The sequence below is a fragment of the Brevibacillus halotolerans genome, from assembly GCF_026891775.1.
In the GTDB taxonomy this organism is placed as follows: Bacteria; Bacillota; Bacilli; order Brevibacillales; family Brevibacillaceae; genus Brevibacillus_B; species Brevibacillus_B halotolerans.
The window spans coordinates 125,940-151,927 of the sequence record NZ_JAPTNK010000002.1 but is presented as its reverse complement, the minus strand read 5'-3'; the positions used below and the strand labels follow the sequence as shown (position 1 = coordinate 151,927).

General features: G+C 43.0%; 25 protein-coding genes and 1 riboswitch. Of the genes, 9 read left to right on the top strand and 16 right to left on the bottom strand.

Features of this window, described 5'->3' with window-relative positions; genetic code table 11:
- Positions 1-203: 203 nt before the first annotated feature.
- Entirely contained in the window at positions 204-632 is a 429-nt protein-coding gene (locus O0550_RS03580) for a hypothetical protein (RefSeq protein ID WP_258425643.1), read from the top strand.
- A gap of 31 nt (positions 633-663) precedes the next feature.
- Positions 664-834 carry a YjzC family protein gene (locus tag O0550_RS03575; protein ID WP_003336762.1) on the top strand — a complete coding sequence of 57 codons (171 nt, stop codon included), beginning with the start codon at positions 664-666 and terminating at the stop codon, positions 832-834.
- A gap of 87 nt (positions 835-921) precedes the next feature.
- Here the strand turns inward: O0550_RS03575 and O0550_RS03570 are convergent, their stop codons facing one another.
- Entirely contained in the window at positions 922-1,164 is a 243-nt protein-coding gene (locus O0550_RS03570) for a hypothetical protein (protein WP_258425642.1), read from the bottom strand.
- A 101-nt stretch (positions 1,165-1,265) separates the two neighbouring features.
- Here O0550_RS03570 and O0550_RS03565 point away from each other — a divergent pair, with 101 nt between their 5' ends.
- Positions 1,266-1,793, top strand: a complete 528-nt coding sequence (locus tag O0550_RS03565; protein WP_258425641.1) for a DUF309 domain-containing protein — start codon at positions 1,266-1,268, stop codon at positions 1,791-1,793.
- Between the two features lie 69 nt (positions 1,794-1,862).
- Here O0550_RS03565 and O0550_RS03560 read toward each other — a convergent pair whose 3' ends face one another.
- Positions 1,863-2,582, bottom strand: a complete 720-nt coding sequence (locus O0550_RS03560; RefSeq protein ID WP_258425640.1) for a CPBP family intramembrane glutamic endopeptidase — start codon at positions 2,580-2,582, stop codon at positions 1,863-1,865.
- A 178-nt stretch (positions 2,583-2,760) separates the two neighbouring features.
- On the opposite strand from O0550_RS03560, the gene O0550_RS03555 reads away from it, so the two are divergent.
- The 6 genes from O0550_RS03555 (at position 2,761) to O0550_RS03530 (ending at position 8,529) form a co-directional block, all read left to right on the top strand.
- The gene (locus O0550_RS03555; RefSeq protein ID WP_255253028.1) at positions 2,761-3,990 is read left to right on the top strand and encodes an MFS transporter; all 1,230 of its coding nucleotides are present in this window, start codon (positions 2,761-2,763) and stop codon (positions 3,988-3,990) included.
- Between the two features lie 140 nt (positions 3,991-4,130).
- Entirely contained in the window at positions 4,131-4,604 is a 474-nt protein-coding gene (locus O0550_RS03550; protein WP_022584328.1) for a CcdC family protein, read from the top strand.
- A gap of 464 nt (positions 4,605-5,068) precedes the next feature.
- Positions 5,069-5,980, top strand: coding sequence for a decaprenyl-phosphate phosphoribosyltransferase (locus O0550_RS03545; RefSeq protein ID WP_003336756.1), 912 nt, complete (start codon positions 5,069-5,071; stop codon positions 5,978-5,980).
- 27 nt (positions 5,981-6,007) lie between these two features.
- Positions 6,008-6,364, top strand: a complete 357-nt coding sequence (locus tag O0550_RS03540; protein WP_003336754.1) for a DMT family transporter — start codon at positions 6,008-6,010, stop codon at positions 6,362-6,364.
- Between the two features lie 22 nt (positions 6,365-6,386).
- Entirely contained in the window at positions 6,387-6,824 is a 438-nt protein-coding gene (locus tag O0550_RS03535) for a divergent PAP2 family protein (RefSeq protein ID WP_035318697.1), read from the top strand.
- A gap of 22 nt (positions 6,825-6,846) precedes the next feature.
- A complete protein-coding gene (locus O0550_RS03530; protein WP_258425639.1) occupies positions 6,847-8,529 on the top strand; it encodes a hypothetical protein in 1,683 nt (560 codons plus the stop codon).
- Positions 8,530-8,678: 149 nt separating this feature from the next.
- On the opposite strand, the gene pyrE is transcribed toward O0550_RS03530, so the two are convergent.
- The 14 genes from pyrE to O0550_RS03460 form a co-directional block, all read right to left on the bottom strand.
- Complete coding sequence (pyrE, locus tag O0550_RS03525) at positions 8,679-9,335, bottom strand: orotate phosphoribosyltransferase (protein ID WP_003342729.1); 657 nt, start codon at positions 9,333-9,335, stop codon at positions 8,679-8,681.
- A complete protein-coding gene (gene pyrF / locus O0550_RS03520; RefSeq protein WP_035318705.1) occupies positions 9,336-10,049 on the bottom strand; it encodes an orotidine-5'-phosphate decarboxylase in 714 nt (237 codons plus the stop codon).
- Between the two features lie 136 nt (positions 10,050-10,185).
- Entirely contained in the window at positions 10,186-13,398 is a 3,213-nt protein-coding gene (gene carB / locus O0550_RS03515) for a carbamoyl-phosphate synthase large subunit (protein WP_258425638.1), read from the bottom strand.
- Entirely contained in the window at positions 13,382-14,479 is a 1,098-nt protein-coding gene (locus tag O0550_RS03510) for a carbamoyl phosphate synthase small subunit (RefSeq protein ID WP_258425637.1), read from the bottom strand. Before O0550_RS03510 ends, carB begins: the two co-directional genes overlap by 17 nt.
- 19 nt (positions 14,480-14,498) lie before the next feature.
- Positions 14,499-15,779, bottom strand: a complete 1,281-nt coding sequence (locus tag O0550_RS03505; protein WP_258425636.1) for a dihydroorotase — start codon at positions 15,777-15,779, stop codon at positions 14,499-14,501.
- A complete protein-coding gene (locus O0550_RS03500; protein ID WP_003336746.1) occupies positions 15,746-16,690 on the bottom strand; it encodes an aspartate carbamoyltransferase catalytic subunit in 945 nt (314 codons plus the stop codon). Before O0550_RS03500 ends, O0550_RS03505 begins: the two co-directional genes overlap by 34 nt.
- A 39-nt stretch (positions 16,691-16,729) precedes the next feature.
- Complete coding sequence (locus tag O0550_RS03495) at positions 16,730-18,094, bottom strand: solute carrier family 23 protein (RefSeq protein ID WP_031308992.1); 1,365 nt, start codon at positions 18,092-18,094, stop codon at positions 16,730-16,732.
- A gap of 161 nt (positions 18,095-18,255) precedes the next feature.
- Positions 18,256-18,795 carry a bifunctional pyr operon transcriptional regulator/uracil phosphoribosyltransferase PyrR gene (gene pyrR / locus O0550_RS03490; RefSeq protein WP_003336743.1) on the bottom strand — a complete coding sequence of 180 codons (540 nt, stop codon included), beginning with the start codon at positions 18,793-18,795 and terminating at the stop codon, positions 18,256-18,258.
- A 270-nt stretch (positions 18,796-19,065) separates the two neighbouring features.
- Entirely contained in the window at positions 19,066-19,998 is a 933-nt protein-coding gene (locus tag O0550_RS03485; RefSeq protein WP_035318694.1) for an RluA family pseudouridine synthase, read from the bottom strand.
- Positions 19,999-20,040: 42 nt separating this feature from the next.
- Positions 20,041-20,508 carry a signal peptidase II gene (gene lspA / locus O0550_RS03480; RefSeq protein WP_003336741.1) on the bottom strand — a complete coding sequence of 156 codons (468 nt, stop codon included), beginning with the start codon at positions 20,506-20,508 and terminating at the stop codon, positions 20,041-20,043.
- Between the two features lie 98 nt (positions 20,509-20,606).
- Entirely contained in the window at positions 20,607-21,296 is a 690-nt protein-coding gene (locus O0550_RS03475; RefSeq protein WP_258425635.1) for a serine/threonine protein kinase, read from the bottom strand.
- A gap of 225 nt (positions 21,297-21,521) precedes the next feature.
- A complete protein-coding gene (locus O0550_RS03470; RefSeq protein WP_258425634.1) occupies positions 21,522-22,949 on the bottom strand; it encodes a phosphoglucomutase/phosphomannomutase family protein in 1,428 nt (475 codons plus the stop codon).
- A gap of 190 nt (positions 22,950-23,139) precedes the next feature.
- Complete coding sequence (locus tag O0550_RS03465; protein ID WP_258425633.1) at positions 23,140-23,805, bottom strand: DUF4912 domain-containing protein; 666 nt, start codon at positions 23,803-23,805, stop codon at positions 23,140-23,142.
- 325 nt (positions 23,806-24,130) lie between these two features.
- A complete protein-coding gene (locus tag O0550_RS03460) occupies positions 24,131-25,639 on the bottom strand; it encodes an amino acid permease (RefSeq protein ID WP_035318693.1) in 1,509 nt (502 codons plus the stop codon).
- 114 nt (positions 25,640-25,753) lie between these two features.
- Positions 25,754-25,942, bottom strand: a riboswitch (Lysine riboswitch).
- Positions 25,943-25,988: the final 46 nt, after the last annotated feature.

Sequence of the window (25,988 nt, the reverse complement as noted above, 5' to 3'; positions counted from 1 at the left end):
AAATGTTACTAAAGGATTCTGTAGGTATATCATATCACTTTTGTTTATACAGGACAAGGCTTCTGTTACCGGTAACTCAGCTATGTATTAGGTGGGAGACAGAGGGTTTATTTTATGAGGGTATCTCTGCCATGATTTCCACCGAAAAAGCAAGAGAAGCGCCTTACAGCGCCTCTCTCCTTAAGCATTAACTAGCATTTTTTATGACAGTGATGATGGCGATGGCGGCGGTGTCCGCAGAAACCGTCGTCAAACCCCTCGTCAAACCCATCAAAAGCAGGTGCTTCACATACTATTTTGTGGAATGGTACACATTTACAAACTTTTCTCCAATGCTTCGTCGTGAAACAATTTCCGGAGCCGCCGAAACCGCCGAAGCCGCCAAAGCCATCGTGATCACGATGCCCTCCACAACGATCACAACCATGGAATCTTCTTCTTCTTCTGCAACCACAACCCATAAACTCATCATCCTTTCGTTGTCTGATACGTTACCAAATTATGTACAAATCAATGTTTGTGATTGGTACAGGTGTCTAGTTCAATCAAAATCAGCTAATATACCGGAGACAATCGTCTATTTTTTGGCGTTTTTTGATGTACATGAGCCCATTTTTATGAGGGGATACTAGTGATAACATATGAAGAAGGAGTGACGGAAGCATGGGCGAACATAGCCGGTTTCGTGAAGGAGAAAAATCACCGAAAAATCAAGTCTATATCGAAATTGGAGAAACAGGGTCAGGTGTAGAGGACCCCATGATTATTTCCCTAAAAAAGGGGGAGAAATTCCCTTCTACCCGAAATAAAAATCGTGTGTGGACACAAAAGTAAGCCTATCTTTTTGTATAAAAATGAAAAAGACACAGCCTGATACCGGCATGTGCCTTTTTCATTTTCTTCTTTTTTCACACTTTTAATTTAGCCCTCGTCGTCCTCGTCCTCTTCCTCGTCTTCTTCATCACCGCTTAAATAGATGATGGTTACCCCAAGCTCCTCTAACAAACGGATCACTTCTTTATTTAACGTTTCATCTGCCAATAGCCCCAGGCTTTCCACTAGCTCTAATTCCTCTAGATCTCCTGATTTTGCATCCTCAATAAGCTCCAGAATTTCCGTCATGCGTCTTTCTTTTAGTGCATCTACTATTTCTTGTTGAGTCATTTTTTATCCACCTTTATCTACACGAATTGTATTCCCGCTCTACATTAGGGGAGTTCATCTATTATAATAAAGAAAAACATGGATTAACAGGAGCGAATCAAATGTATCCTTCTGCTTATGTAGCATTTCTACTGCATTTTCATACTGATCGAGATTATTTTGAATGTCATGAGATTTTAGAGGAATATTGGAAATCACTTCCTCCAGACAAACGTACCTCTACCTGGGTATGTCTCATTCAGGTAGCCGTTGCCCTCTATCATCATCGCCGTGGCAATTTTAATGGCGCAATTAAATTACTGCAAAATGCCTCCTCCTTAGCGATTTCAAATAAGGCTGAGCTACTTCATTTAGGCATAAACGTGGATTTGTTTACACAGCTTCTACAAGAACGACTACAATCTGTATTAGCGAAGGAACCATATGTCAGCTTGAATCTTCCCTTAGCTGACAAAAGCCTTCTGAAGCAGTGTCAAAAGCTAGCTAATCATAGTGGGTTAACCTTCGGCAATATCGATACCCCTGCTGATGAATATCTTGTACACAAGCATACCCTACGTGACCGTAACGAGGTTATCATGGAGCGCCATCTTAGCCTCACTCAAAAGAAAAACCAGAACGATTCGTGAAAATTACTACATTAAAATATCGTTCCCCTAGCTAGAAAGTTTTTACACATCTGGCTAGGGGAATTCTTTTTACAGGACATTTCGTAGCATCGTGTACATCAAGGCCCAATCAGCAAATAAATGACTGATCCATGTCGGATAAATACTTTGATACCTTCTCCTTAACCATGCCCAAAACACACCAGTCATAAAAACCAGAAACGTAGCGACCAGCCCAGCCTTTATACCGAACAAAGTTACTCCAATGATACAATGATACAGCGAATAAAAAAAACTGCTAAGTAAAGCGGCTTTAAATAGCTGCATCTTATAAAGTAGGCGTTCGAGCAGAAAGCCCCTCCACAGCATTTCTTCAAAAAGAGAGTTGCCAATGGTCATATATAGGGCAAACCACCACTTCGTTTCTTCGGTTAACCCCCAAGAAAATAGCTTATTTCTCATCCACTCTGTGGATACACCTGTCCATAGCAATATATAAAATCCAAGCCAAATCAGGATAAACAATAAAACACCCGAGATAATGCCCCACCAAATACCTTTTAGCTTTCTTTCCTGATGTCTATGCAAGCCCCATGCTTCTCGCCACTTTATCGCCAGATTCCCCTCCCAATAGGCATGAAAAATAGGGATGATTAGACAGGTTACAAGATGAAAGCCAATAAAGGTAATAAATAAGCTGTGCCTTTCAACTAATCCATAAAATATGGTGAGGGTGGCAAAGCAGCTATAGCATATCAGCATTAATAAAGGCTGTCTTCTTCGTTTGTCAGCTTTGTTTGTATGCAACATACTCACTCCCCCCAGATTTCTACTCTAGTTTGTGATGTTTATTCTCTTTCTATTTGTAATGAATGAAAAATAACTAATGCGCATAGATAAGAAAAAAGCCATAAATAAGATATGCCTATTTATGTAAATATTGGTATAATAATAACACTGAACATTTTAACTACATTCAAGGTAAGGGGTGGTCATTATTTTATCACGGAATAAATCTTACTTATGCTTAGTTATAGGTGAGGTTATAGCTGGTACAGGGATGTGGATTGGAATCATCGGGAACCTAAAATTTTTGCAACATTTATTCGATTCCGATTTTTTGAAGGGGTTATTATTGATGGTGGGGCTTTTTGTCAGTCTGTTCTTTTCTCCTAAAGCAGGAGAATGGATTGATCGCTTTTCCAAAAAGAACGTATTGTTTTATGCGACTTTGATACGATGTTTAGCTCCCATTTGTATGCTATTTGCGATTCATTACGATTCTGTAGGCTGGATGATCGCTTCATCGATCTTTATCCAGTTGGCCGCCACTTTTTATCAACCAGCCGCTCAAGCATCTATTCCGTTAATCGTGCCCTCAGAAGAATTACTTCGTGCCAACGGATTTTATGTAAATGCTTCCACACTCGCAAGGATTGGTGGAACGGCGATCGGTGGAATCCTAATTGGTTTTATGCAGCTCTGGACGCTTTATAGCATTACACTAGCTTGCTATTTTGTTCTTATTCTTTTTATTCTTCCTGTTCATATTCCTGTAATCAACTCATTAAAAACGGCTGGAAGGGTTATTAAAATGCCCTTTCGAGAAGTTTTTTCCCTGCTTAAATCAGATCGAACATTAAGTCTGGGTCTTACAAATGCACTGGTTGTCTCGTATTTTGTAGGCGGCTCCAATCTCTTAGTTATTAATTTCAGTGAAATGCTTGCAGTACCAGGGTTGATGGGCTGGATTTATACGACTGAAGGACTCACAGCACTCATTGCAGGCATATTGGTCAAACGCTTTTTCGGAAAAACCAATCTAGTCATGTCATCAACGCTTTTTCTATTTTTACTGGCTCTGTCTCAAATCGGGATGGCTCTGTCGTATGGTTTGGTTCCATTGCTTTTATCTTATACGCTATTCGGGTTCTGTTTTGGGACGGTTGTGCCTCTTACTGCCACCCTGTTTCAAAAGCAATTACCTGCTGAATCACGTGGCCGCTTCTTCTCCTTTAAAACCATGCTGGATCGGACCTGGTTCCTACTAGCATTGGCTGGTACGGGATTGTGCCTTGATCTCATGGGCATTCACGCATACCTTTTCCTAATGGGCTTTGCTTCCCTTGTTGTCGGTGCTCTGTCCTATTACTATGGAAAGCGACATGCTCTAGATGTCAGACAGGTTACAGAAGCACCACCTGTTAAAATGGCATAGCCATATCTACTCTATATTTTGTGCTTTCCAGAACGCAGGAGGAGGGGTGTATTTACACCACCTCTTCTTTTTTTGTAGTATAGACATAAGGTAAAAGGTAAATATTTAGGGTGAATCGAGAAGGGAGCCGTACGAAAACGATGAATACAATTCTTGGCATCTCCCCTACAGTCGTTAGCATACTGATTGGTCTATTCATGGCGACCACTGTTATTCTTGTTCGGTTGCGTTCAGCAAAAAAGCCTATATCTACACGTAAGATTATTATCCCACCCGTAGCTATGTCTACAGGGTTTGCTATGTTTCATTATCCGGGCGTACCAACACCTATCAGCTATGATTTTATCGCTTTCTTTATTGGATGTTTGTTCTCTATTCCACTCATTTTGTCTTCCCGCTTTGAACAAGTAGGGAATCATGTCTTTTTGCGTCGTTCCAATGCGTTTATCGTGATTTTGTTTGTTCTGCTAGTCATTCGACTTGGGATTAAAATCTGGGTCGGTGATACATTTACTCCGATGCAGACAGCAGGTTTATTCTTTGTCCTTGCTTACGGCATGATTCTCCCGTGGCGAGTTGCCATGCTCTATATGTATAAAAGACTAATTAAATAACCCATGCTTTCCAATTTGGAATTACACAAAAGCGAGCTATCCAAAGCATGTTTCTTTGCTTGGTAGCTCGCTTTTTTATTTTATTTATTGATGTAATTTTGGTAAAAAAATACGTTTTTTATCTTCATTATGCGTGGTTTTTGAGGCAGAATGTGGTTTAATAGAGAGATGTACGGCTACTCATAATTTGGATATAAAATGAAAATCGACCTCTACGCCCCACTTACCTTTTTGAATCGCAACAGCCACAACTGCTTGGCCTTTCCGTCTATGACCTAGAAAAATCGGAAAGTAAGCTTTTGTAAAAATCCACATAAACAGAAAATATCTACAACATGCACGATAAGAAATACTTGCACCTTTACTCTGACTCTGACGATTGCGAATTCCAAATCATGTAACCGATTTTTGACAATTTTCGTCAATTATAAGAGGTATATTACTAGAAGACAGGGGATTTATACGTGTTATCTAATTCAATTAAACTAAAAGAAAGAATAGCTTCAAAACAAAATATTTTCCTTTTACTCCTTCTCCAGTTACGTCCTCACCAATGGACAAAAAATTTGCTTGTGTTTGCTGCCCTCTTATTTTCTCTACATAAAGTCAGTATTCACCTGCTTGGCAAATCACTGATCGCCTTTTTTCTATTTTGCATGGTTTCAGGCTGTGTCTATATCATAAATGATTTTGCTGATATCAAAAACGATCGCAATCATCCCGAAAAGCGATATCGTCCGATGGCTTCAGGAGCATTAAATCCCTTTCTGGGACTAGCATTCGGGTGTGGGCTGCTGATTGCTTCCTTGTTTTCTGCTTTTCACTTCGATTTGTGGTTTGGTAGTGTTTTATTATTTTATTTTTTGATCAATGTTGCCTATTCCTTTACATTAAAGCATGTGGTTATTCTGGATGTTATGATTATTTCTGCTGGTTTTGTACTCAGGGCAATCGGTGGCAGCCTAATGATCGGCACTCCTTTTACTCCGTGGTTTTTGCTGTGTACAATGTTGCTTTCTCTATTCTTGGCGATTAGTAAACGTCGCCATGAGCTTTATTTGCTACAGGAAGAAAAAGGAAGTCATCGTAAAGTATTGGAAAATTATTCGATAGAGCTATTAAATCAATTAAATACGATTGTAACCTCAGCAACGATTATCAGCTACTCCTTGTTTACCTTTACTTCAGGACGAACCATTCAGCTTATGTGGACAATTCCGTTTGTGATCTTTGGTATTTTCCGCTATCTTTACTTGATTATGATGGGCAATAAAGGAGGAACCCCTGAAAAAGTGCTAGTAGAGGACAAACCGATTCTGATTACGGTTCTACTATATGTGATTGCTGTAGCTAGTATTATCCTTATTTTTGAATAAACAATATAAAAGGTTGTGTAAATATTTATGCCATCGCAAGTTCTTATCCTTATATCAGTCATTCTTAGTGCATGCGGGCAGGTCGCTATGAAAATGGGAGCCTCTGGTCTCTCAGGAAAAAGCGATGTGTTTTTGATGAAAATACTGCAATATCTAACCAATATTCCAATTATGGTGGGGCTTGGCCTTTATGGAATTTCTGCGTTTGTTTGGATTGCAGCCATTGAAAAGGTGCAGCTCTCCTATGCTTATCCTATGGCCGCATTGGGTTATGTTCTGGTAGCCCTGCTTTCTATGTGGATTTTTCAGGAGCCCCTCTCAGGTGTCCGCTTGCTTGGTCTAGCTATTATTGTTGTTGGCGTCATTGTCATTTCACGTTCTTAGTAACTATTCGGAGGAAATGTTTATGCTATACGCTTTAGCACCATTTATCGGCTGGTTAGTATCCGGTACGATGAAATTTATGATTAATTATTTACGATATGGGAAAGAAGCAAGAAATAAAATCGGAAATGGCGGCTTTCCTAGTACACACACAACCGTAATGGTAAGCACGATCAGCTTCATTGGTCTTCATGAAGGCTTTGCCACCCCTATTTTTGGTCTAGGAGTGGCTGTTACCTTTATCATTATTATTGATGCGACCGGATTGCGAAGAGCTGTCGGCAAGCATGCTACTGCTATTAACCTTATGGTAAAAGAGCATGCAACTACTGAAGAAAAAGAAATCCTGCGTGAAAGCATGGGACATACAAAATGGGAAATCCTCGGCGGTATTGTTCTAGGTGTGCTAGTAGGACTGCTGTTGTATCTGCTATCACCAATCATTTCAGGACTACTTTAGCCAAGGAGGAACTAGCAAACATATGAAGAGCCGAACACCGAACGTCTCTCTTGTGATAGGAATTGTTTTACTCCTATTCTTAATCGGAATCGTACTTTCTGCCTCGATTTTATTTTTACTTGGTGTGTCCATCTCAACAGCTAGCTTCTGGGTGGCTGTATGTGCAAGTATTGTCTGCCTCCTGGCTATGACATATACATTTTTCACCACACGCAGGACAACCATGTTTTTGTCTTTGTTAATGGGATTGGGATTGGTTTTTGGAGTAAGCTGGTATGTTAGTACCGCTACATATGATCTATCATGGGACGGGCAAACGTACCATCAAGAAGCGATCATTTTATTAAAGAATGGCTGGAATCCTGTTCATGACCAACCTTTGCTTAACATCACAGATACCCAAAAGATCGATAATCCAAGCGAGGAAAGTCTACGAACTCCCTTTTATCTTTGGATTAATCATTACACAAAAGGCCCGTGGATACTTGATGCCGTCATGTACAAATTGACGGATAACATAGAAGGCAGTAAGATGTTTAACTTTATTCTTTTGTTTGCTTCCTTTTTTCTTTGTTTAGCGGCAATTCTTGATGCCTATCCAGAGAAAAAAAGGCGAGCCGTCTTCTTCTCCCTACTCTTGGCCTGCAATCCAGTCGTGATAGCACAGCTTGTCACCTTTTATATTGATGGTCAATTGGCATCGCTTGTACTTATCATTTGTTCCTTGGGCTATCTCTTATTTAAGCGATTTAACGTATGGATTGTCGTAGGGCTATGCTCGGCCATCATCCTGCTAACGGCTATTAAATTTACCGCCCTTGTATATGCCGTTCTTTTATGCGGTGGATTGCTCGTTCTATTTTTCCTGTACGATAAGCATAGGCATTGGAAAAAGCTTTTGCTTTCGCTTGTAGCGTGTGGTCTCGTAGCGGTAACAATCGTTGGTTACAATCCTTACGTTACTAATTTCTTAGCGAAGGGGCATCCATTTTATCCGTTAGCTGGTGAGCATGCTGTCGATATTATGACAGCTAACAGTCCAGCCGACTTCAAAGGAAAAAATCCATTCGAAAAGTTCTTTGTATCTTTATTTGCGAAGTCGGAAAATATTACAAGACCAAATGAAAGCACTATGAAATGGCCGTTTACTATAGCATTGGAGGAATTTCAAGCTTTTGTTGGGGCTGATGCTCGTGTAGCCGGGTTTGGGCCTTTGTTTGGAGGAGCTGTGTTAGTAACCTGTGTTGTCTCACTTGCTCTCTTTCTTCGCAGTAGACAACTAGCGAAGCCTGTATTTTTACTAAGTGGGATCATTCTCTTGACCGTATTTATCAATCCAGAAAGCTGGTGGGCGCGATACGTTCCGCAATTGTGGTTTGTCCCCATACTCGTCGCAATGGTAGGCTTCGAATCCGAAAAACAATTTGTGAAGTACGGAAGTTGGCTTTTAATTTGTACTCTTTCCATAAACTTGCTGTTAGTAGGGGCTACTCAAGCTATTGCTCAATCCTTCTTCAATGTGCAAGTAAACATACAGCTTCATGAAATGAAAAAGAGCAAGCTGCCTGTATTAGTTGATTTCCAGCATTTTCATTCCAATCGAATTAGATTAGAAAAAGCAGGGATAGAATTTATTGAAGCAAAGCTTGATGATAAAAATACGAAAAAACTTAGCTCATCACGTGCTACGTATTTATTGAGATGAGTGGCTTTTCCATCATGCCACTCATTTGGGCAGAAGCTCGCTTTATAATCAACCTGAATAGTCCGTTCGTTAGGACGCTTGCTGACCCCACGCTTCAATTGGGGTCAGTTTTTTCATTTAGGCTACAGTCGTCCCCATCCGTCAACATTTTATTCTTGTTTTAAAGCCTGCTCCTGATAAAATGTGTGTGGCTTTTCCTTCCACTGGGATAAAACTTTTTCTTGTTGGGCATTGATTGTTCCATTATCTTTTGCTTGCTCTAAGAGTGCAGTGTAGTTGGATAACGTGTACAATGGATAATTCGCTTCTGCAAAAGCATGTTCTGCATCGTTAAATTGGTAGCTAAAAATAGCAACTACTCCTAGTATTTCAGCCCCTTCCAGCTCAACAGCCCTTGCTGCCTTGATGGAGCTACCCCCTGTGGAAATTAAATCTTCAATAACGACCACCTTCTGACCGGCAGCAATACGCCCCTCGATTTGGTTTTGGCGGCCATGACCTTTTGCCTTATCGCGAACATAGATCATTGGCAATCCCAGACGATCAGCAATCCAGGCTGCATGAGGAATTCCTGCTGTCGCTGTTCCAGCAATGACTTCTACTTCAGGAAACCGTTCACGAATGATCTGAACAAAAGCATCTGCTAAAAAGCTACGAACCTCTGGATACGTCATCGTGATACGATTATCGCAATAAATCGGTGAAGCAATGCCAGATGTCCAGATAAATGGTTCGTCAGGACGAAGATGTACAGCTCCAATTTGTAAGAGATGCTGTGCCACTTGTTTTGCAATCGTTGTATTCATCTATTTTCCCTCCTGTATGCTTTTCATCATGTCAGCCCATGCTTTGGCAGGTTCTTCGGCCTGGGTAATGGACCTACCGATTACGATATAATCTGTACCTAACTCAAATGCTTTGACTGGTGTGGTGACGCGGGTTTGATCTCCAAAGGCGGAACCAACAGTACGAATGCCTGGTGTTACGGTCAAAAAATCTGTGCGAGTGACTTGTTTAATAATTGGTACTTCCAAGGGAGAAGCAACAACACCGTCCAGCCCAGCTAGACTTGCCAAGGATGCATAATGAGCAACCGTCTCTTCCAATCTACCAGAGATGAGAATCTGCTCATTCATCATCTGCTGACTGCTACTCGTCAGCATGGTTACCCCGATCAGTAATGGTGATGTACTACCGGCAGAAATACCTTGCTCTAAGCCTTCTCGTGCCGCTTCCATCATAGCTAATCCACCTGCTACATGCACATTCACCATATCGGCGCCATTCCTAGCTAAGCTTTTCATTGAGCCTTTAGCTGTATTGGGAATATCATGGATTTTCAAATCAACAAACACGTTCAATCCCTGTTCTTTTAACAGCGATACAATTGCTGATCCTTCTGCATAAAACAGCTCCATGCCAACTTTCACATAGCGCACTTGATTTTCTAGGCTAGCAAGACAGTTTAACACCTCTTCTTTTGTTTGAAAATCCAGCGCTAGAATAATCCGTTCATCGATTTTATCTAACGAATGCTCTTGTAGTAAGGATAATTCCATGTGTGAACGCTCCTCTCCGTTGTTTCCCTCATTGTCCACATATAGGAGGGGAGTGCTCCTGATGAGCACGCCCCCGTTCTAAGTCAACTCTTCTTTTTTACTGTGTTACCAGCACTTTTCCCACCTGTTGCTTGGGCATTGCCTCTGTAGAGAATGTGATTGTCTCTAATACATGCAGGATGGCGCTCGCTGTGTCTAGAGATGTCAGGCAGACTGCTCCGTTCTCTACGGCCTCACGACGAATGCGGAATCCATCACGCTGTGGTGTTTTCCCTTTCGTTAAGGTGTTAAGCACAAGGTTTACTTGACCTGTACGGATTTCATCCAGTAGGTTCGGTGTGCCTTCGGATAGCTTTTGTACACGACGGACGGACAAGCCTGCCTGCTCTAGATAATCAGCAGTTCCATCCGTGGCTAGTAGGTGGAAACCAAGCTGTTGGAAACGCTTCGTGATCGACAACGCTTCCTCCTTATCCTTGTCAGCTACCGTTACCAAAAGTTTTCCTTTGGTTGGAATATTCATGCCAGCCGCTAGCAATCCCTTGTAAAGAGCTTTAGCTAGGGTAGTCTCACGCCCCATTACCTCCCCGGTGGATTTCATTTCAGGGCCTAAGGTGATGTCCACACGGCGTAGTTTTGTGAAGGAGAAGACAGGAACCTTTACAGAAACCATCTTTTCCTCAGGATGATAGCCTGTAGCAAACCCTTGATCGAGAATGCTGTAGCCAAGAATTGCCTTCGTTGCAATGTTCGCCATCGGAATTCCGGTTACCTTAGACAGGAATGGAACGGTACGGGAGCTGCGTGGGTTTACCTCGATGACGTAAGGCTTGCCTTTATAGATGACAAATTGGATATTGAGTAAGCCCTTGATGCAGAGCGCGCGTGCTAGCTTCGTAGTCATGTCGATGATCTCTGCTTTCACTGTCTCTGATAAGGATTGCGGCGGATATACTGCGATAGAGTCGCCTGAGTGAACCCCTGCACGCTCGATGTGCTCCATGATACCTGGAATCAGCACATTCTCTCCATCACAAATCGCATCTACTTCTGCTTCAATCCCTAGCATATAGCGATCAATTAGTACAGGATGCTCTGGATTTACTTTTACTGCTTTTTTCATATAAGAGATTAGCTCTTCTTCGTTATAAACAATTTCCATCGCCCGTCCGCCCAAGACATAGGAAGGGCGAACCAGCACAGGGAAGCGTAATAAGTCAGCAGCGACCACAGCTTCCTCTACAGAGGTTACCGTTTTGCCCGGCGGTTGAGCGATATCCAGCTTTCGCAAGAGGGCCTCAAACTTCTCACGGTTTTCAGCTGCATCAATATTTTCTAAGCTGGTTCCTAGAATTTTGACACCGCGTCTAGTAAGCTTATCAGCAAGATTGATCGCTGTTTGTCCTCCAAACTGGACAATGACACCTTCTGGCTGCTCTTGCTCGATGATGTGCATAACATCCTCTATATACAGCGGTTCAAAGTAGAGACGATCAGATGTATTAAAATCTGTTGAGACCGTTTCAGGGTTATTGTTGACAATAATGGCTTCGTACCCAGCCTCCTTCAAAGCCCAGACCGCATGGACTGTTGAGTAGTCAAATTCAATTCCTTGGCCAATGCGGATCGGACCAGAGCCTAGTACGATGACACGTTTTTTGCCTGTATCCATAAATTCGTTTTCTTGCTCGTAGGTCGAGTAATAGTACGGTGTTTGCGCTTCGAATTCGGCAGCGCACGTATCTACCATTTTATATACAGGCTTCATTCCCCATTGTGTACGCAGGTTATAAATCTCTTCTTCCTTTTGTCCTGTACATTCTGCGATTTTGCGATCGGTAAAGCCAAGGCGTTTTGCTTCATGCAAAGCTTCCTGTGTCAATCCAGATTCGGCTAATGTTGTTTCATAAGCGACAATATTCCAGAATTTATGCAGGAAGAAGAGGTCGATTTTCGTTAATTGATGAATCCGAGAGATATGATAGCCACGGCGCATTGCTTCTGCTAGTAAGAACAGGCGTTCATCATCTGCAATTACCAAACGTTGCTCCAATTCCTCATCAGTAAGCTCTCTCGCCTCTGGTAGTTCTAAATGGTAGCTTCCAATCTCTAAGGAGCGGATCGCTTTCATCATGGATTCTTCAAAGCTACGTCCAATCGCCATTACCTCGCCCGTTGCTTTCATTTGTGTACCAAGACGGCGATTTGCGGATTGAAATTTATCGAAAGGCCAGCGAGGAATTTTGCTAACCACATAGTCTAAGGTTGGTTCAAAGCAAGCGTAGGTTTGACCAGTCACCGGATTCTTCAGCTCGTCTAGTGTATAGCCAATAGCGATTTTTGCCGCCATCTTAGCGATCGGATACCCTGTGGCCTTGGACGCTAAGGCTGAGGAACGGCTGACGCGAGGATTTACCTCGATGACATAATATTGGAAGCTAACGGGATCAAGCGCGTACTGAACATTGCAGCCACCTTCGATTTTTAAGGCGCGGATGATATTTAATGCAGAGGAACGCAGCATTTGATATTCACGATCAGATAGCGTCTGACTCGGAGCGACAACGACTGAATCACCTGTGTGTACACCAACTGGGTCAATATTTTCCATGTTGCAGACCACGATACAGTTGTCGTTAGCATCACGCATTACTTCATACTCTACTTCTTTCATTCCTGCAATACTTCTTTCCACTAAGCATTGCGTAATCGGGGAATATTTTAGACCACTTGTGACAATTTCAATTAACGAGGCTTGGTCCTCACAGATACCCCCACCGGTTCCGCCGAGCGTGTAAGCCGGGCGAACAATGATTGGATAGCCAATCTCATTAGCGAAATCAAGCGCCTCTTCTACCGAGCTTACAATTACAGAGTCTGGTACTGGTTCGTTTAACTCCTGCATGAGAGAGCGGAACAAATCGCGATCCTCCGCTTGTTTAATCGAGCTCAGATTTGTTCCGAGCAGCTTCACATTCTCTTCTTCCAGTACACCCAGATCTGCTAAAGCTACTGCCATATTCAATCCTGTTTGTCCACCCAAGGTCGGTAACAATCCATCTGGTTTTTCCTGACGAATGACTCGGGCTACGAACTCAGGAGTAATTGGTTCAATGTATACTTTGTCAGCCATATTCGTATCTGTCATGATCGTAGCTGGGTTGGAGTTGATTAGAACCACCTCCATCCCCTCTTCTTTTAATGCTTCGCAAGCCTGCGTTCCTGCATAGTCAAACTCTGCCGCCTGTCCAATCACGATAGGACCAGAGCCAATCACCAGAATTTTTTTCAGATTATCTATTTTTGGCATACCATTTCTCCTCCTTGGATTGTTTCATCATGTCTAGGAATTGGTCGAATAAATAGCCTGAATCATACGGTCCAGGTGCTGCTTCTGGATGGTATTGAACAGAGAAGGCTTGCTTTTTCGCATTGCGTAATCCTTCAATCGTCCCGTCATTTAGCGCAACATGGGTCACTTCTAATTCTGTTCCAATAACGGAAGCTTCGTTTACAGCATAGCCGTGGTTTTGGGACGTGATATATGTACGTCCAGTTAGCAATTCTTTTACGGGATGATTCCCGCCACGGTGACCAAACTTCAATTTCTCCGTGTCAGCTCCGCTTGCCAGAGCAAACAACTGATGACCTAAGCATATTCCGAATAATGGGTATTCTCCGAGAATTTCTTTCACCATCTGAATAGCTTGCGGTACATCCTTAGGGTCGCCTGGGCCGTTAGACAGCAAGATGCCATCTGGTTGTAGTCGGCGAATTTCATCTGCGGTGACGTTATGCGGAACCACTACAATGTCGCATCCTCGATTGGATAATTCCCGCATAATGCCATGCTTGCAGCCAAAGTCTACTAAGACGACGCGATCACCGTTACCTGGACTGGAGTAAATGCTTTTTGTTGATACCTGGGCAACCTGATTGGTCATGACATCCGTACTTTTCAACTGAGCAAGCAATTCCTCGGCTGGACGCTCACTGGTTGTAATCAATCCTCTCAGGGTTCCAAAATGACGTATTTTACGTGTTAACATTCGTGTATCTACACCGGAAATGCCCGGAATCTCATATGCCTGTAAGAGCTCGTTCAGGGTTTGTGTCGAGCGCCAATTGCTTGGCATATCACAATGCTCTCGTACAACAAAGCCATGGATAAACGGACGAACCGCCTCGAAATCATCGCGATTAATCCCGTAGTTACCAATCAAGGGATACGTCATGACGACGATCTGTCCACAATAAGAGGGATCGGATAATACCTCTTGATAGCCTGTTAATCCTGTGTTAAATACCACCTCACCAATGCTTTCATTGGTGGCCCCCATCGCTTTTCCTACACAAATCGTTCCGTCTTCTAATATCAAACGTGCCTTCATGCCGTTATCCCCCTTATCCCTAATTGTTGTATACAATTTTTCCATCTACCATAGTGAGTACAGTCCATCCCTTACATACCCAACCCGCAAATGGTGTATTTTTTCCTTTACTTTTAAAATGATCGGGATTAATGCTTTTCTCAGTCGTAAGATCAAACACTGCCAAGTCAGCAATTGCTCCTACTTCTACTTTTCCATAGGGTAGCCCAAACAGTTCCGCTGGTTTAGTAGCCATTTTGTCTACCAGCTCGGCAAGGGTGAGTATTCCTTTTTCTACAAGATGCGTATAAAGGAGTGGGAATGCCGTTTCTAGTCCAACTATTCCAAATGGAGCCCGCATTAATCCCTTTGCTTTTTCTTCCGAGGTATGCGGTGCATGATCGGTAGCAATGATATCAATGCTTCCTTCCTTTAATCCGGCGATCAATGCGTCACGATCCTCACGAGAGCGAAGCGGCGGATTCATTTTCCAATTAGGATCTAGGCTGTCTGGGATATCCTCGTCACATAACAATAGGTGATGCGGGGTTACCTCCGTGGTAACGTTGATTCCTGCACGTTTCCCGTCGCGTACAAGTCGCACGGATTCTTTTGCGCTTATATGGCATACATGATAGTGAACCCCCGTGGCTTCTGCTAGTAGAATATCTCGGCCGACATGCACAGCTTCTGAAGCAGACGGGATACCTGGTAGCCCATGCTTAGCTGCTGTCACTCCATCATGTAATGCCGCACCGGGAGGCAACAGGTCATTATCTTCACAGTGGGCAACTACAGACATTCCTAACGCTTTCGCTTTTTGCATTGCTTCTACCATCATTTTCGTGGATTGCACTCCTACCCCATCATCAGTTAGTGCAAAGGCTCCAGCTTGTTGTAGAGCCGCAAAGTCTGTGTGCTCCACCCCAAGCTGACGTACGGTAATAGCAGCGTAGGGTAAAACCCGTGCCAGGTTAGCTTGTTTTGCTTTATGAAGAACGAATTCTACTGTTTCGACACGATCGATCACTGGGCGTGTATTCGGCATGCAGGCTACCGTAGTGTAACCGCCTGCCACTGCCGCATGAGCGCCTGTTTCGATGGTTTCTTTCGCTTCAAATCCTGGTTCGCGGAAATGCACATGTACATCCACTAGACCTGGGGCTACGAAGTGTCCGTTTAAATCCACCACTTCATGATCTGCTTCCGCCTCAATGTTGCTCCCGATCTTAACAATACGATTTTCTACGATTAACAGATCCTTGATCGAAAGTTCACCTTGTTCGTTTAGCAGTTTGCCATTTTTAAGGATGATTCCCATGTGCTTATTCCTCCTGTCATCAATTTCGCGATTACAGCCATTCGAACAGCTACTCCATTTGTAACTTGCGGGAAGATAACGGATTGCTTACCCTCCACCAGTTGTCCATCAATCTCCACCCCTCTGTTAAAAGGAGCCGGATGCATAATGATGGCATTTGGTTTCATCATGGCTGCGCGTTCTCTAGTTAATCCATAAGCCTGATGATACGTTTCTTTAGAAGAAAAGAGCTGGCCTGTATGACGTTCTAGCTGCACTCGCAGCATCATCACCACATCCGCTGTTGCTATTGCTTCCTCCATCCCTACCACTCGTACCTCTTTTGGCAAGGCTGTCTGATCCCGCATCAACTGATCTGGTCCTGTAATCATAAGGTTGGCCCCGAGCTTCGGTAATGCATCTAAATGCGAGCCGAGCACTCTGCTATGGCGTAAATCTCCTATGATAGCTACCTTTAACCCTTGAATGCCCCCATGATGCTGCTTCATTGTAAGCAAATCCAGCAAGCATTGCGTTGGATGCTCCATCGTGCCTTCCCCTGCATTTACAAGGTGCAGGTTTAAATTTGGTTCGTTCGCAAGCTCATGAAATAATCCATTTTGTCCGGTGCGAATAACGGCCGTTTCTACTCCCATTGATTCAAGCGTTCGCAAAGTATCATAAATTGTCTCACCTTTGGTAGTAGAAGAGCTGATATCGCTAAAATTCAGTACATGAGCACCCAAACGTTTTTCCGCTACTTCAAAGGAAAAGCGGGTACGTGTACTTGCTTCGAAAAATAAGTTTGCTACAAATCGTCCCTGTAAGAGGTTAATCTGTTCATTTGGCCTTGCTGCAAAATATTCGGCCTCTCGCAAGATTGCTTCGATCTCATCTTTACCAAGGTGTTTGATTCCCAGCAGATTTTTCATTATTCCCCACTCCTTTGCCCGTATGGTTTGTCATAATGCTTATGCTGCTGACTCTACCTGATCCTTGTGCGCCTCGCCCATCGCAGATTCCTTTCCAGGCAAGATCGCATGCAGAAAAATTCCGATGAAGGTTGAAAATGCTACATTATCAATCGTTAGGTTCGTTAGGAAGCTTTGCCAGAAGGTAACTCCCTCAAAGCTAATTTTGTACCCGCCGATTCCCGTTACAAGTATGGAAGCAGCGATAATCATGTTGCGTTTATTTGCAAAATCGACTTTATTTTCAACATACATCCTAAAGCCTTGGGATGCGATAATCCCGAACAGTACGATGGAGACGCCACCTAGTACCGGCGTTGGGATGGTCATGAGAAACGCGCTGATTTTTCCGCAGAAGGAGAATAAGATCGCGAATACTGCGGCTAGGGCAATAACTGCTCGACTATAAACTCTTGTGATTGCTAGAACACCCATGTTTTCACCATAAGTCGTACTAGGTGGTCCACCGATAAAGGCGGAAACCGCGGTAGCTACACCATCACCTAGCAAGCTTCGATGCAAGCCAGGGTCCTTCATTAGGTCACGATTCATAATTTTACTTGTTACCAATAAATGGCCTAGATGTTCGGTTAAGGAGACAAACGCGATCGGTGCAATAATCAGAGCTGATAACCATGCTCCTTTATCCGTCATGGCAGTTGTCAGCAGGCCAACATGCAAGTGCTGCGAAAACATTTCTGGCAGGCTGATAAAAAGGGGAGCCTTTGTAATGGAAGCCCAATCTATCAAATCCGCATGTCGTAGAGCTGTATAGCCGTATCCGCCAATGATTCCAAGTAGAATGGGAATCAGTGACAAGAAGCCGCGCAGCATAACCGCTGCAATAATGGTTACCAGCAATGTGACTAAGGAGATTTCAATGGAAGTTAGCGAGATTACTGATTTTCCTTCTACCGTTACTTTTGTAGCCATGTCTACAGCTACACCTGCTAAGCTCAAACCGATAACTACGATGATGGAAGCTATCACAACGGGTGGGAGTAAGCGATCCAGCCAGCCTACCCCGAATTTTCGTACCATGGCTGCTACTAGGACATAAACCAGTCCCGATAGGAAGCAGCCCAGCAAGGCAACTCCTTGCCCGTATGTTGCTGTCACGGTAATGATGGGGCCGATGAAAGCGAAGGAGGAACCAAGATAGTTGGGAATTTTCCCCTTCGTAATCAGCATGAAAATCAGGGTGCCTAATCCACTGGCAATCAGTGCGGCAGATATATCTAAACCTGTTAAGATTGGAACTAGTACTGTGGAGCCAAACATGGCGAATAAGTGTTGAATACTAAGTGGTAATAAACGAGTCAAAGCTGGTGTTTCATGTACGTCTACAAAATCTTGTTTGCTCATTTTCTCCCCTGCTTTCTTAATTTTTTGCACAAAAAAACCTCTTCGTGGGTACACAAAGAGGCAGGTCCAAGCACAGAGGTACGCTTACCTCCAGCGTTAGATCGAGTCCCCTTGCTAACCTCACGGGATTAGCCTTAAAGAGGCGATATATAGTTGGCGATTCATTCTTCTTTTTGCATCAGTGAAACCTTATCTGTTCCATCTACTTCCTGCAATTGTACAGCAATAATTTCAGATCGGGACGTAGGAAGGTTTTTGCCCACATAATCAGGTCGAATAGGTAATTCACGATGGCCACGATCCACTAATACAGCGAGCTGGATCATCTTCGAGCGTCCCTGATCCACTAAGGCATCCAGAGCAGCTCGAACCGTACGTCCTGTAAACAGCACATCATCCACCAGAATGACCTTTTTCCCTGTAATCTCAGGCAGTTTTGCTCCATGAACAACAGCGTCTGAAGACCTATGTGTCAAATCATCTCGGTATAACGTAATGTCTAATTCACCAAAGGGAAGCTTCACATTCTCAATCTGCTCGATTCGTTTGGCTAAGCGTTCTGCCAAATAAATTCCGCGAGTTTTAATGCCGATGATCACACAGTCCTCTACGCCTTTGTTGCGTTCAATAATTTCATGAGCAATGCGAGTTAAGGCCCGCCTAATCGCTGCTTCATCCATCATAATGCTTTTTTCGTTCATTGGAGTTGCTCCTTTCAGCAGAAGTAGATGACCTTTACAAGACTCGGGAGGCTACTATCTGCCAGCTTGTGTTGTTCCTGATGGTCTGACACAAAAAAAGCTTCTTGTCTCACTGACAAGAAGCTTCGTGCGCACATAAAGAAGGGCATAACCATCCCAACTATATCTGCGTTATTCACCGTCGCCCTTGCCAGCCTCACGGGACTGGATTTAAAGGTTACCTTTTGTTACGAATGATTATGTCATACCTTTTTATATCTGTCAACACGTTTAACTTTTTTGCTCACGTATGAACTGAATTTCTGCTTGCAGTTCCTGTGGGAGATCAGCCTCGAATTCCATGTATTCGCCTGTACTCGGATGAATGAATCCTAGTGTCTTCGCATGTAAGGCTTGCCCATTAATATCCAGCGTTTTTCGTGGGCCGTATTTGGGGTCACCTGCTAGCGGATAGCCAATATATTTCATATGAACACGAATCTGATGGGTGCGTCCTGTCTCAAGCTTTAATTCCACAAGGGTAAAATCCTTCATCCGCTCTAATACGACAAAGTGAGTGACAGCAGGTTTACTATTGCCAAAGACAACCGCCATCTGTTGGCGATTTTTAGGATCGCGTCCAATTGGAGCATCGATTGTCCCCATCTCATGTGGAATTTCTCCATGAACCAAAGCCACATATTTACGATTAACGGTATGTTCCTTTAATTGAGCTGCTAGACTCGCATGGGCCTTATCGTTTTTGGCAATCATTAATAAACCAGACGTGTCTTTATCAATACGATGAACGATACCCGGGCGCATCACACCATTTATACCTGATAAATCCTTGCAATGATACATGAGACCATTGACCAATGTTCCTGTATAATGACCTAACGCTGGATGCACGACTAAGCCACGTGGCTTGTTTACAACCACGACATCGGAATCTTCATAGACGATGTCTAAATCCATCGCTTGCGCTTCGATCTTCAACTCTTTTGGAGGTGGCACACGCAAGCTGATCTCGTCATCCATTGCTACCTTGTAATTATTTTTAATCGGAGCATCATTGACCGTAACTCGTCCTTCTTTTACCCATGCTTGTACTTGAGAACGAGACCATTCTCCTTCTTGCATAGTCAAAAATTTATCAATGCGTTCTCCTGCTTCTTCTTTTTCCACTGTCCAATCATAACGTTCGAAAGTTTGCTCTGTCATCTATAAGCTCCTAAATATATTCATTCTAATGATAGTATGCTCTTACTTGCTGGAAGAATGTGATGGCTTGCGAGATTCCATAAAAATATCAATCAGCATCACGGCTACACCAAACGTAATAGCCATGTCAGCTACATTAAAGATTGGGAAGTTGATAATAACAGCGTGTAAAAAGTCCACTACCTGTCCCGTTGAAACTCGATCAATAAAGTTACCGATGGCTCCGCCTAATACAAGCGATAAGGCAAAGGACATACGCGGATTGCTTTTTCCTTGTTTGTAAAGAGTATAGATAATCCCAATTACAACTAGAGTAGTAATAATAATAAAAAACACACGACGGTTCTGGAGCATACCAAACGCAGCACCCATATTACGGTGAGAAGTAAGGTGGAATACATTTTCAATCAAAGGAATTGACTCCCCATATTCCATATACTTCACCACGAGATGCTTGGTCCATTGATCCAAGGCAATAACCGCGAGCGCAATTATGTAGTAGAAATACATAACAGCCTCCTTACAGAAATGGCGTAGAGTAACACCGCAAATTGTACCACAGGCAAAATCAGTTGGGCAATTTTTTTCAATAACTTCCTGCTTGTTTATTAGATCGAGCTCTTTTTATGTCTCTTTTTATGTTGCTTTTTATGTTTCAAGGAGGTCAACCCCTTTAGCTTCCGATAAAAGCGATACCCTTTGCGCACCAGATCAAGCACCCATAACGGAATCTTGATCCGACGCTCTTTTAGATAAGGGTAATAAATCCGATAGTATGCTCTTCTAATATCCTTCCATTTGCGATCTTCTCCTGGATGGATATAATCGCTCACGTCAATGATATAGGCATGTCCTTGATACATAAGAACATTTTTACCATGCACATCTTGAGGATATAAGCCCTTCGCTCTCGCTTCATCCAATGCCTCATCTACTTCTTTAATTACATTTTCAGGGATCGGGATTCCATAGCGGACACAATCAAACAACGAGATTCCTCGCATCCGCTTTATTACTAGATAATTTTCGCCCTTCTCATAACAAATCGGATAATATTTTGATTCGCCCAGACGACGATATACCTCACTCTCTTCTTCAATTCCCGGTTTTCCTGGGGCGTACAGTTTAACAACAACGTCAGGGTAATCCGGATGACAGAATACACCTGCATAATTACCAGTTCCAACAATCTCCCATGGATGAGGAGCATAAAGGACTTGCACAGGGTCATAGGGAGAAGGTGAGTCCAATACTACTTCTTCTAAAAAACGTTCTAAAAGCTCCTGCTCCAATTTCATCGGTACCCTCTCTTCGTTATCACATCTTTATTTTTATTGTAACAAAGAAAGATGCGAGAAACATTGTTCCTTTAGTAGTGTAATTTTTTCTAGAAAGAACTTTTCGCCATGCAATTGATTTGACCTGCATACTTTTAACTGACATGAGAAAAAAACCAACTCACGAGAAGCCGGTTCCTTTCCATTCAGCGTTTTCTTATTGGGATAAAGCTTTTGCTTGTTTAATTACATGCTTTCCTCAAACCAATCCCTTACTGCCTCTTTCAGCCTTTCTAACTCTTCTGATCCAGTTGCCTCACAATAAATCCGTAGCAAGGGCTCCGTACCGGATGGGCGTATCAATACCCAATGCCCACCTTCTAGTATCAGTTTAAACCCATCCGATGTATGAATCGATTCAACAGCATATCCAGCGATCGCATGTGGAGGCTTCTCTTTAAAACGGCGTAAAAAAGCTTCCTTTTCTTTCAAGCGAATATCTAGTCGGATACTATACATGCGACCAAATTGGCGGTGGATATCCGTTTTAATTTCGTCTAAACTCTTTCCCTCGATTGCGCACATTTCTGCAATTAATAAATTTATTAAAATTCCATCCTTTTCAGGAATATGTCCCAGAATGCTGGCTCCCCCGCTCTCCTCGCCGCCAATAAGCACATCACCCTTGAGCATCTGCGCCCCAATATATTTAAATCCGACAGGGGTCTCGATTATATCCAATCCATAATATTCACAAATCCGGTCTAGCTGATGAGTGGTGGCTACTGTACGAATGACTTTGCCCTGACCATTTCGGTTTTTGACCATATGGTAGGTAAGTAGCGTAAGCACTTCATTTGGAGGTAAATACCTCCCTTGTCGATCCACGATTCCAAATCGATCCGCATCTCCATCATTGGCTACTCCTAAATCCGCATGCTCGACCAACACTTGACGAGACAATTCCGCTAAATGATGTTCATTGGGCTCTGGTAGGCCTCCGCCAAATAACGGATCTCTTTCTTCGCGGATGCTTTTCACCGCAACGCCGGCCTCCTGCAATAGAGCACTCATATATCCGCTCCCTGCTCCATGCATGGCATCTACGACAACGGTTAAGTTTGCTTGCTGTAATGCATCCATGCGAATAAGTCTGCGAATATGTGCCTCATAGTGAGGCTTTAAGTGAATGGGCTGATATAACTTACAATTTTTAGCCTCCTCCATGCAGCGCGTCTCTACCTGTTCATCCCTTGCTACAATCTCTTGAATCAACACCTCTAAGCGCTGGGTAATCTCAGGAGAAGCTGGCCCTGCATATTCGGGAATATATTTGATTCCATTGTATTCTGCGGGATTGTGACTAGCTGTTAGCATCACCGCGCCGCTTACCCCAAAATGCTTGACGCCAAAGGCCACGACAGGGGTGGGGGTCGGCTCACTTACCAAGAAAGAAAGTATGCCCTGAGCAGTTAACACACGTACAACCTCTTGCGCAAACATTCGTCCCATAAAACGAGTATCATATCCCACAATGATTCCCCGATTGATCCACCCATTCTCCTCTGTATAACAGGCAATTGCTTTTGCCACGGTCCGTACATTTTCCATCGTAAACTGATCGGCCATCACAGCTCTCCAGCCGTCTGTTCCAAAAACAATCTGTTTTTTCATTTGATTCCCTCCATGCTAGACAAGGTAGTCGCGTCAAATACTCCATTTTTACTGTATGAAGGGAAATAGTAGGATAGAAGGTTTAGGAACAGAAACAAATAAAAAAGCGACCCATTGGCCGCTTTACATCTCTATCATGAAAATCCTTATTCCTGCACTAGACGTTTCAAGGAGTGCCATTCCTAATTTTTTACCAAACGGCGTACCGGTAAGCTGTCAATCTCACTTTCTCAGACCGCATGATAGGACAAAATTGCCCAGAAGCATAAAGACCAAACTCGGCTACGTATTGTTTCCCTGTTTGCAAATGTTCAACGTAGCAGGCTTCTGCTTCTGCTTCTTCATTCATATACACGTCTTTATACCCCACCTCCCTATTAGAGGATATGCCTTCCTCCACCTCATAAAGACGAATTCCTTGTGTAATTTTCGCCCACTCTTCCTTAAGGTACCCCGCAATCATATTCAGGCGATATTTAGAAATAGACCAATGGATATACACAGTGTCAGGTGCCGTTGGAATAACAGCTATAGAAGGGACTCGCTTCTCTTCTAAGATAGCTTGCCCTTGGGTTTGTTCAGCTAAAAAGTCTTTCTCCTGAGTTGTATAGCTCTCCCCTCTGTCCGTTTCCAATGGGTAGACAGCAGGATAAAAAGGTGGGCTAACAACCTTTCCCATGAACAAATTAATAAAGGACTCCTCTGCTACGCTTTGGCAGCTCTCCTTGTAAGCCTGCGACTTCAGTCCAAATTTGTGAAGTTGGTATCTCACTTGGCCAATGGTCATCTCGCACCTTGTAGCGATTTCTTGCAGTGATAGGGATTGTGCTCGCATTTGTAGGATTCTTGTAATCATGAAGGTTGTGCTCCTTTCTGCTTAACTCATTGCTTTTAAGTATAAAAGAGCTTGCCTTCAAATCATGTCGAACGCTGAACGCATAACTTTTCTTCTTTTGTCGATACCAGCTAAAACGTTCGGCATAGAGAATGCTAGTTCGACAAACTTTTTATATTTACTAAATTTTTTTAAAAGAAAAATCGATGGACAAGAAGCTTACGTGGAGTGGAAACGTTCAAGAAGCATAGAAAAAACCACTCACAAGCCTCAGAATTTCTTCCTTTTGCTTGAGAAGTGGTTTTTCCTGTATTGATTACTATGAGCAATATAAAAGGACTACAAGCTAGTCTCTTACATGTGCACTGCTAAAATCACAATCGTGCAATTTCACAACCTTTGTTTTCTTGATCCATTTGTATCCCAACCATAAAGCAAGGAAGATCGGAATGCCGATATAGGATACCATCATAGCGTACCAATCAATTTTATCTCCAATAAATGCCTCGTAATTCTGCCCCATAATCACAACGATGCACAGTATAAAAGCAAATAGCGGACCGAATGGGAACCATCTTGCTTTAAAAGGCAATTCACTCAAGCTATGCCCTTGCGCTACAAACGCTCGACGGAAGCGATAGTGGCTAATTGCAATGCCCAACCAAGCAATAAAGCCAGACATACCAGAAGCATTAAGCAACCATGCATAAACAACCCCATCGCCAAAAAAAGAAGCGAAGAAAGCAACCATCCCAACTGATGCTGTCATTAACAAACAGTAAATCGGAATACCACGACGGTTTAGTTTTGTAAAAAATTTAGGTGCTTTCCCATCCTTCGCCATCGCCCACAGCATACGTGTAGAAGCATACATACCAGAGTTACCCGCGGATAATACAGCCGATAAAATAACAGCGTTCATCACAGAGGCAGAAAATGCCAAGCCTGCTTTTTCAAATACCATTGTAAACGGGCTTAGAGCAATCGATTCTATTTCTCCACCTACCAGATTCGGACTAGTGTAGGGTACCAGCAAGCCAATAACTAAAATGGCAAAAACATAGAACAACAGAATGCGCCAGAACACTTGCTTGATGGCTTTTGGGATATTTTTACGCGGATCGTCGCTCTCTCCTGCCGCTACCCCGATTAATTCTGTACCCTGAAAGCTAAATCCAGCAATCATAAATACACCAAGGGCTGCCATAAAGCCGCCATGGAATGGAGCGTCGCCAATGGTAAAGTTCGTAAAGCCTACAGCCTCTCCGCCCATGATGCCAAAAATCATTAAGATACCAACTACCAAGAAAATAATAACGGTTGCTACTTTAATCATCGAGAACCAGAACTCTGACTCCCCATATCCTTTTACAGATAGATAGTTTAATCCAAACATAAAGGCTAAAAATAAGCCGCTCCATAATAAAGATGAACTGTTCGGGAACCAAAATTTCATTAAAAGCGTAGCGGCAGATAACTCGGCTGCAATCGTAATAGCCCAGTTATACCAATAGTTCCATCCTAATGCAAAGCCTAGAGCAGGATCTACAAACTTTGTTGCATAGGTACTAAAAGACCCTGACTCCGGCATATAAGCTGCCATTTCACCCAAGCTGGTCATTAAGAAATATACCATAATACCAATTGCTACATATGCTACAATCGCACCACCAGGGCCTGCTTGAGAGATAGCTCCACCACTTGCTAGGAATAAACCCGTACCAATAGAACCGCCAAGAGCAATCATTGTCAGGTGTCGAGCCTTTAGACCGCGCTTCAATTCCTGTGGCTGTCCCCCATCCCTAGTTGTCGATATGTTTGTTACACTTTCATTCCCAGTTGTTGCTTGAGACATAAAAAAACACTCCTTATCTTTTCAAAGATACGTGCAAGGAAGGAGTGGGAATATAAAAAATCCGTCATTGTAGAATCTGTCGACGGATTTATACGTAACCCGCATCATACCTTCCATGAAGATAGCACAACACGCTTATTCGGCAAATAAACGTGACAGTTCTGTCCCTTTCGGAAACAGCCCCAGCCTGTACATCACAGAGTCTTTGTACAAGCTTCGGCGGTCTTTCCTTTCTGATGGAGTCTACAACATCTCTGGGTCTCGTCCAGCATACTCTTAAATACCGCAACCTCTACCTCACCAGATATGATGAGGATTTTATTATTTTATTAAAAAAGATAATGCCATT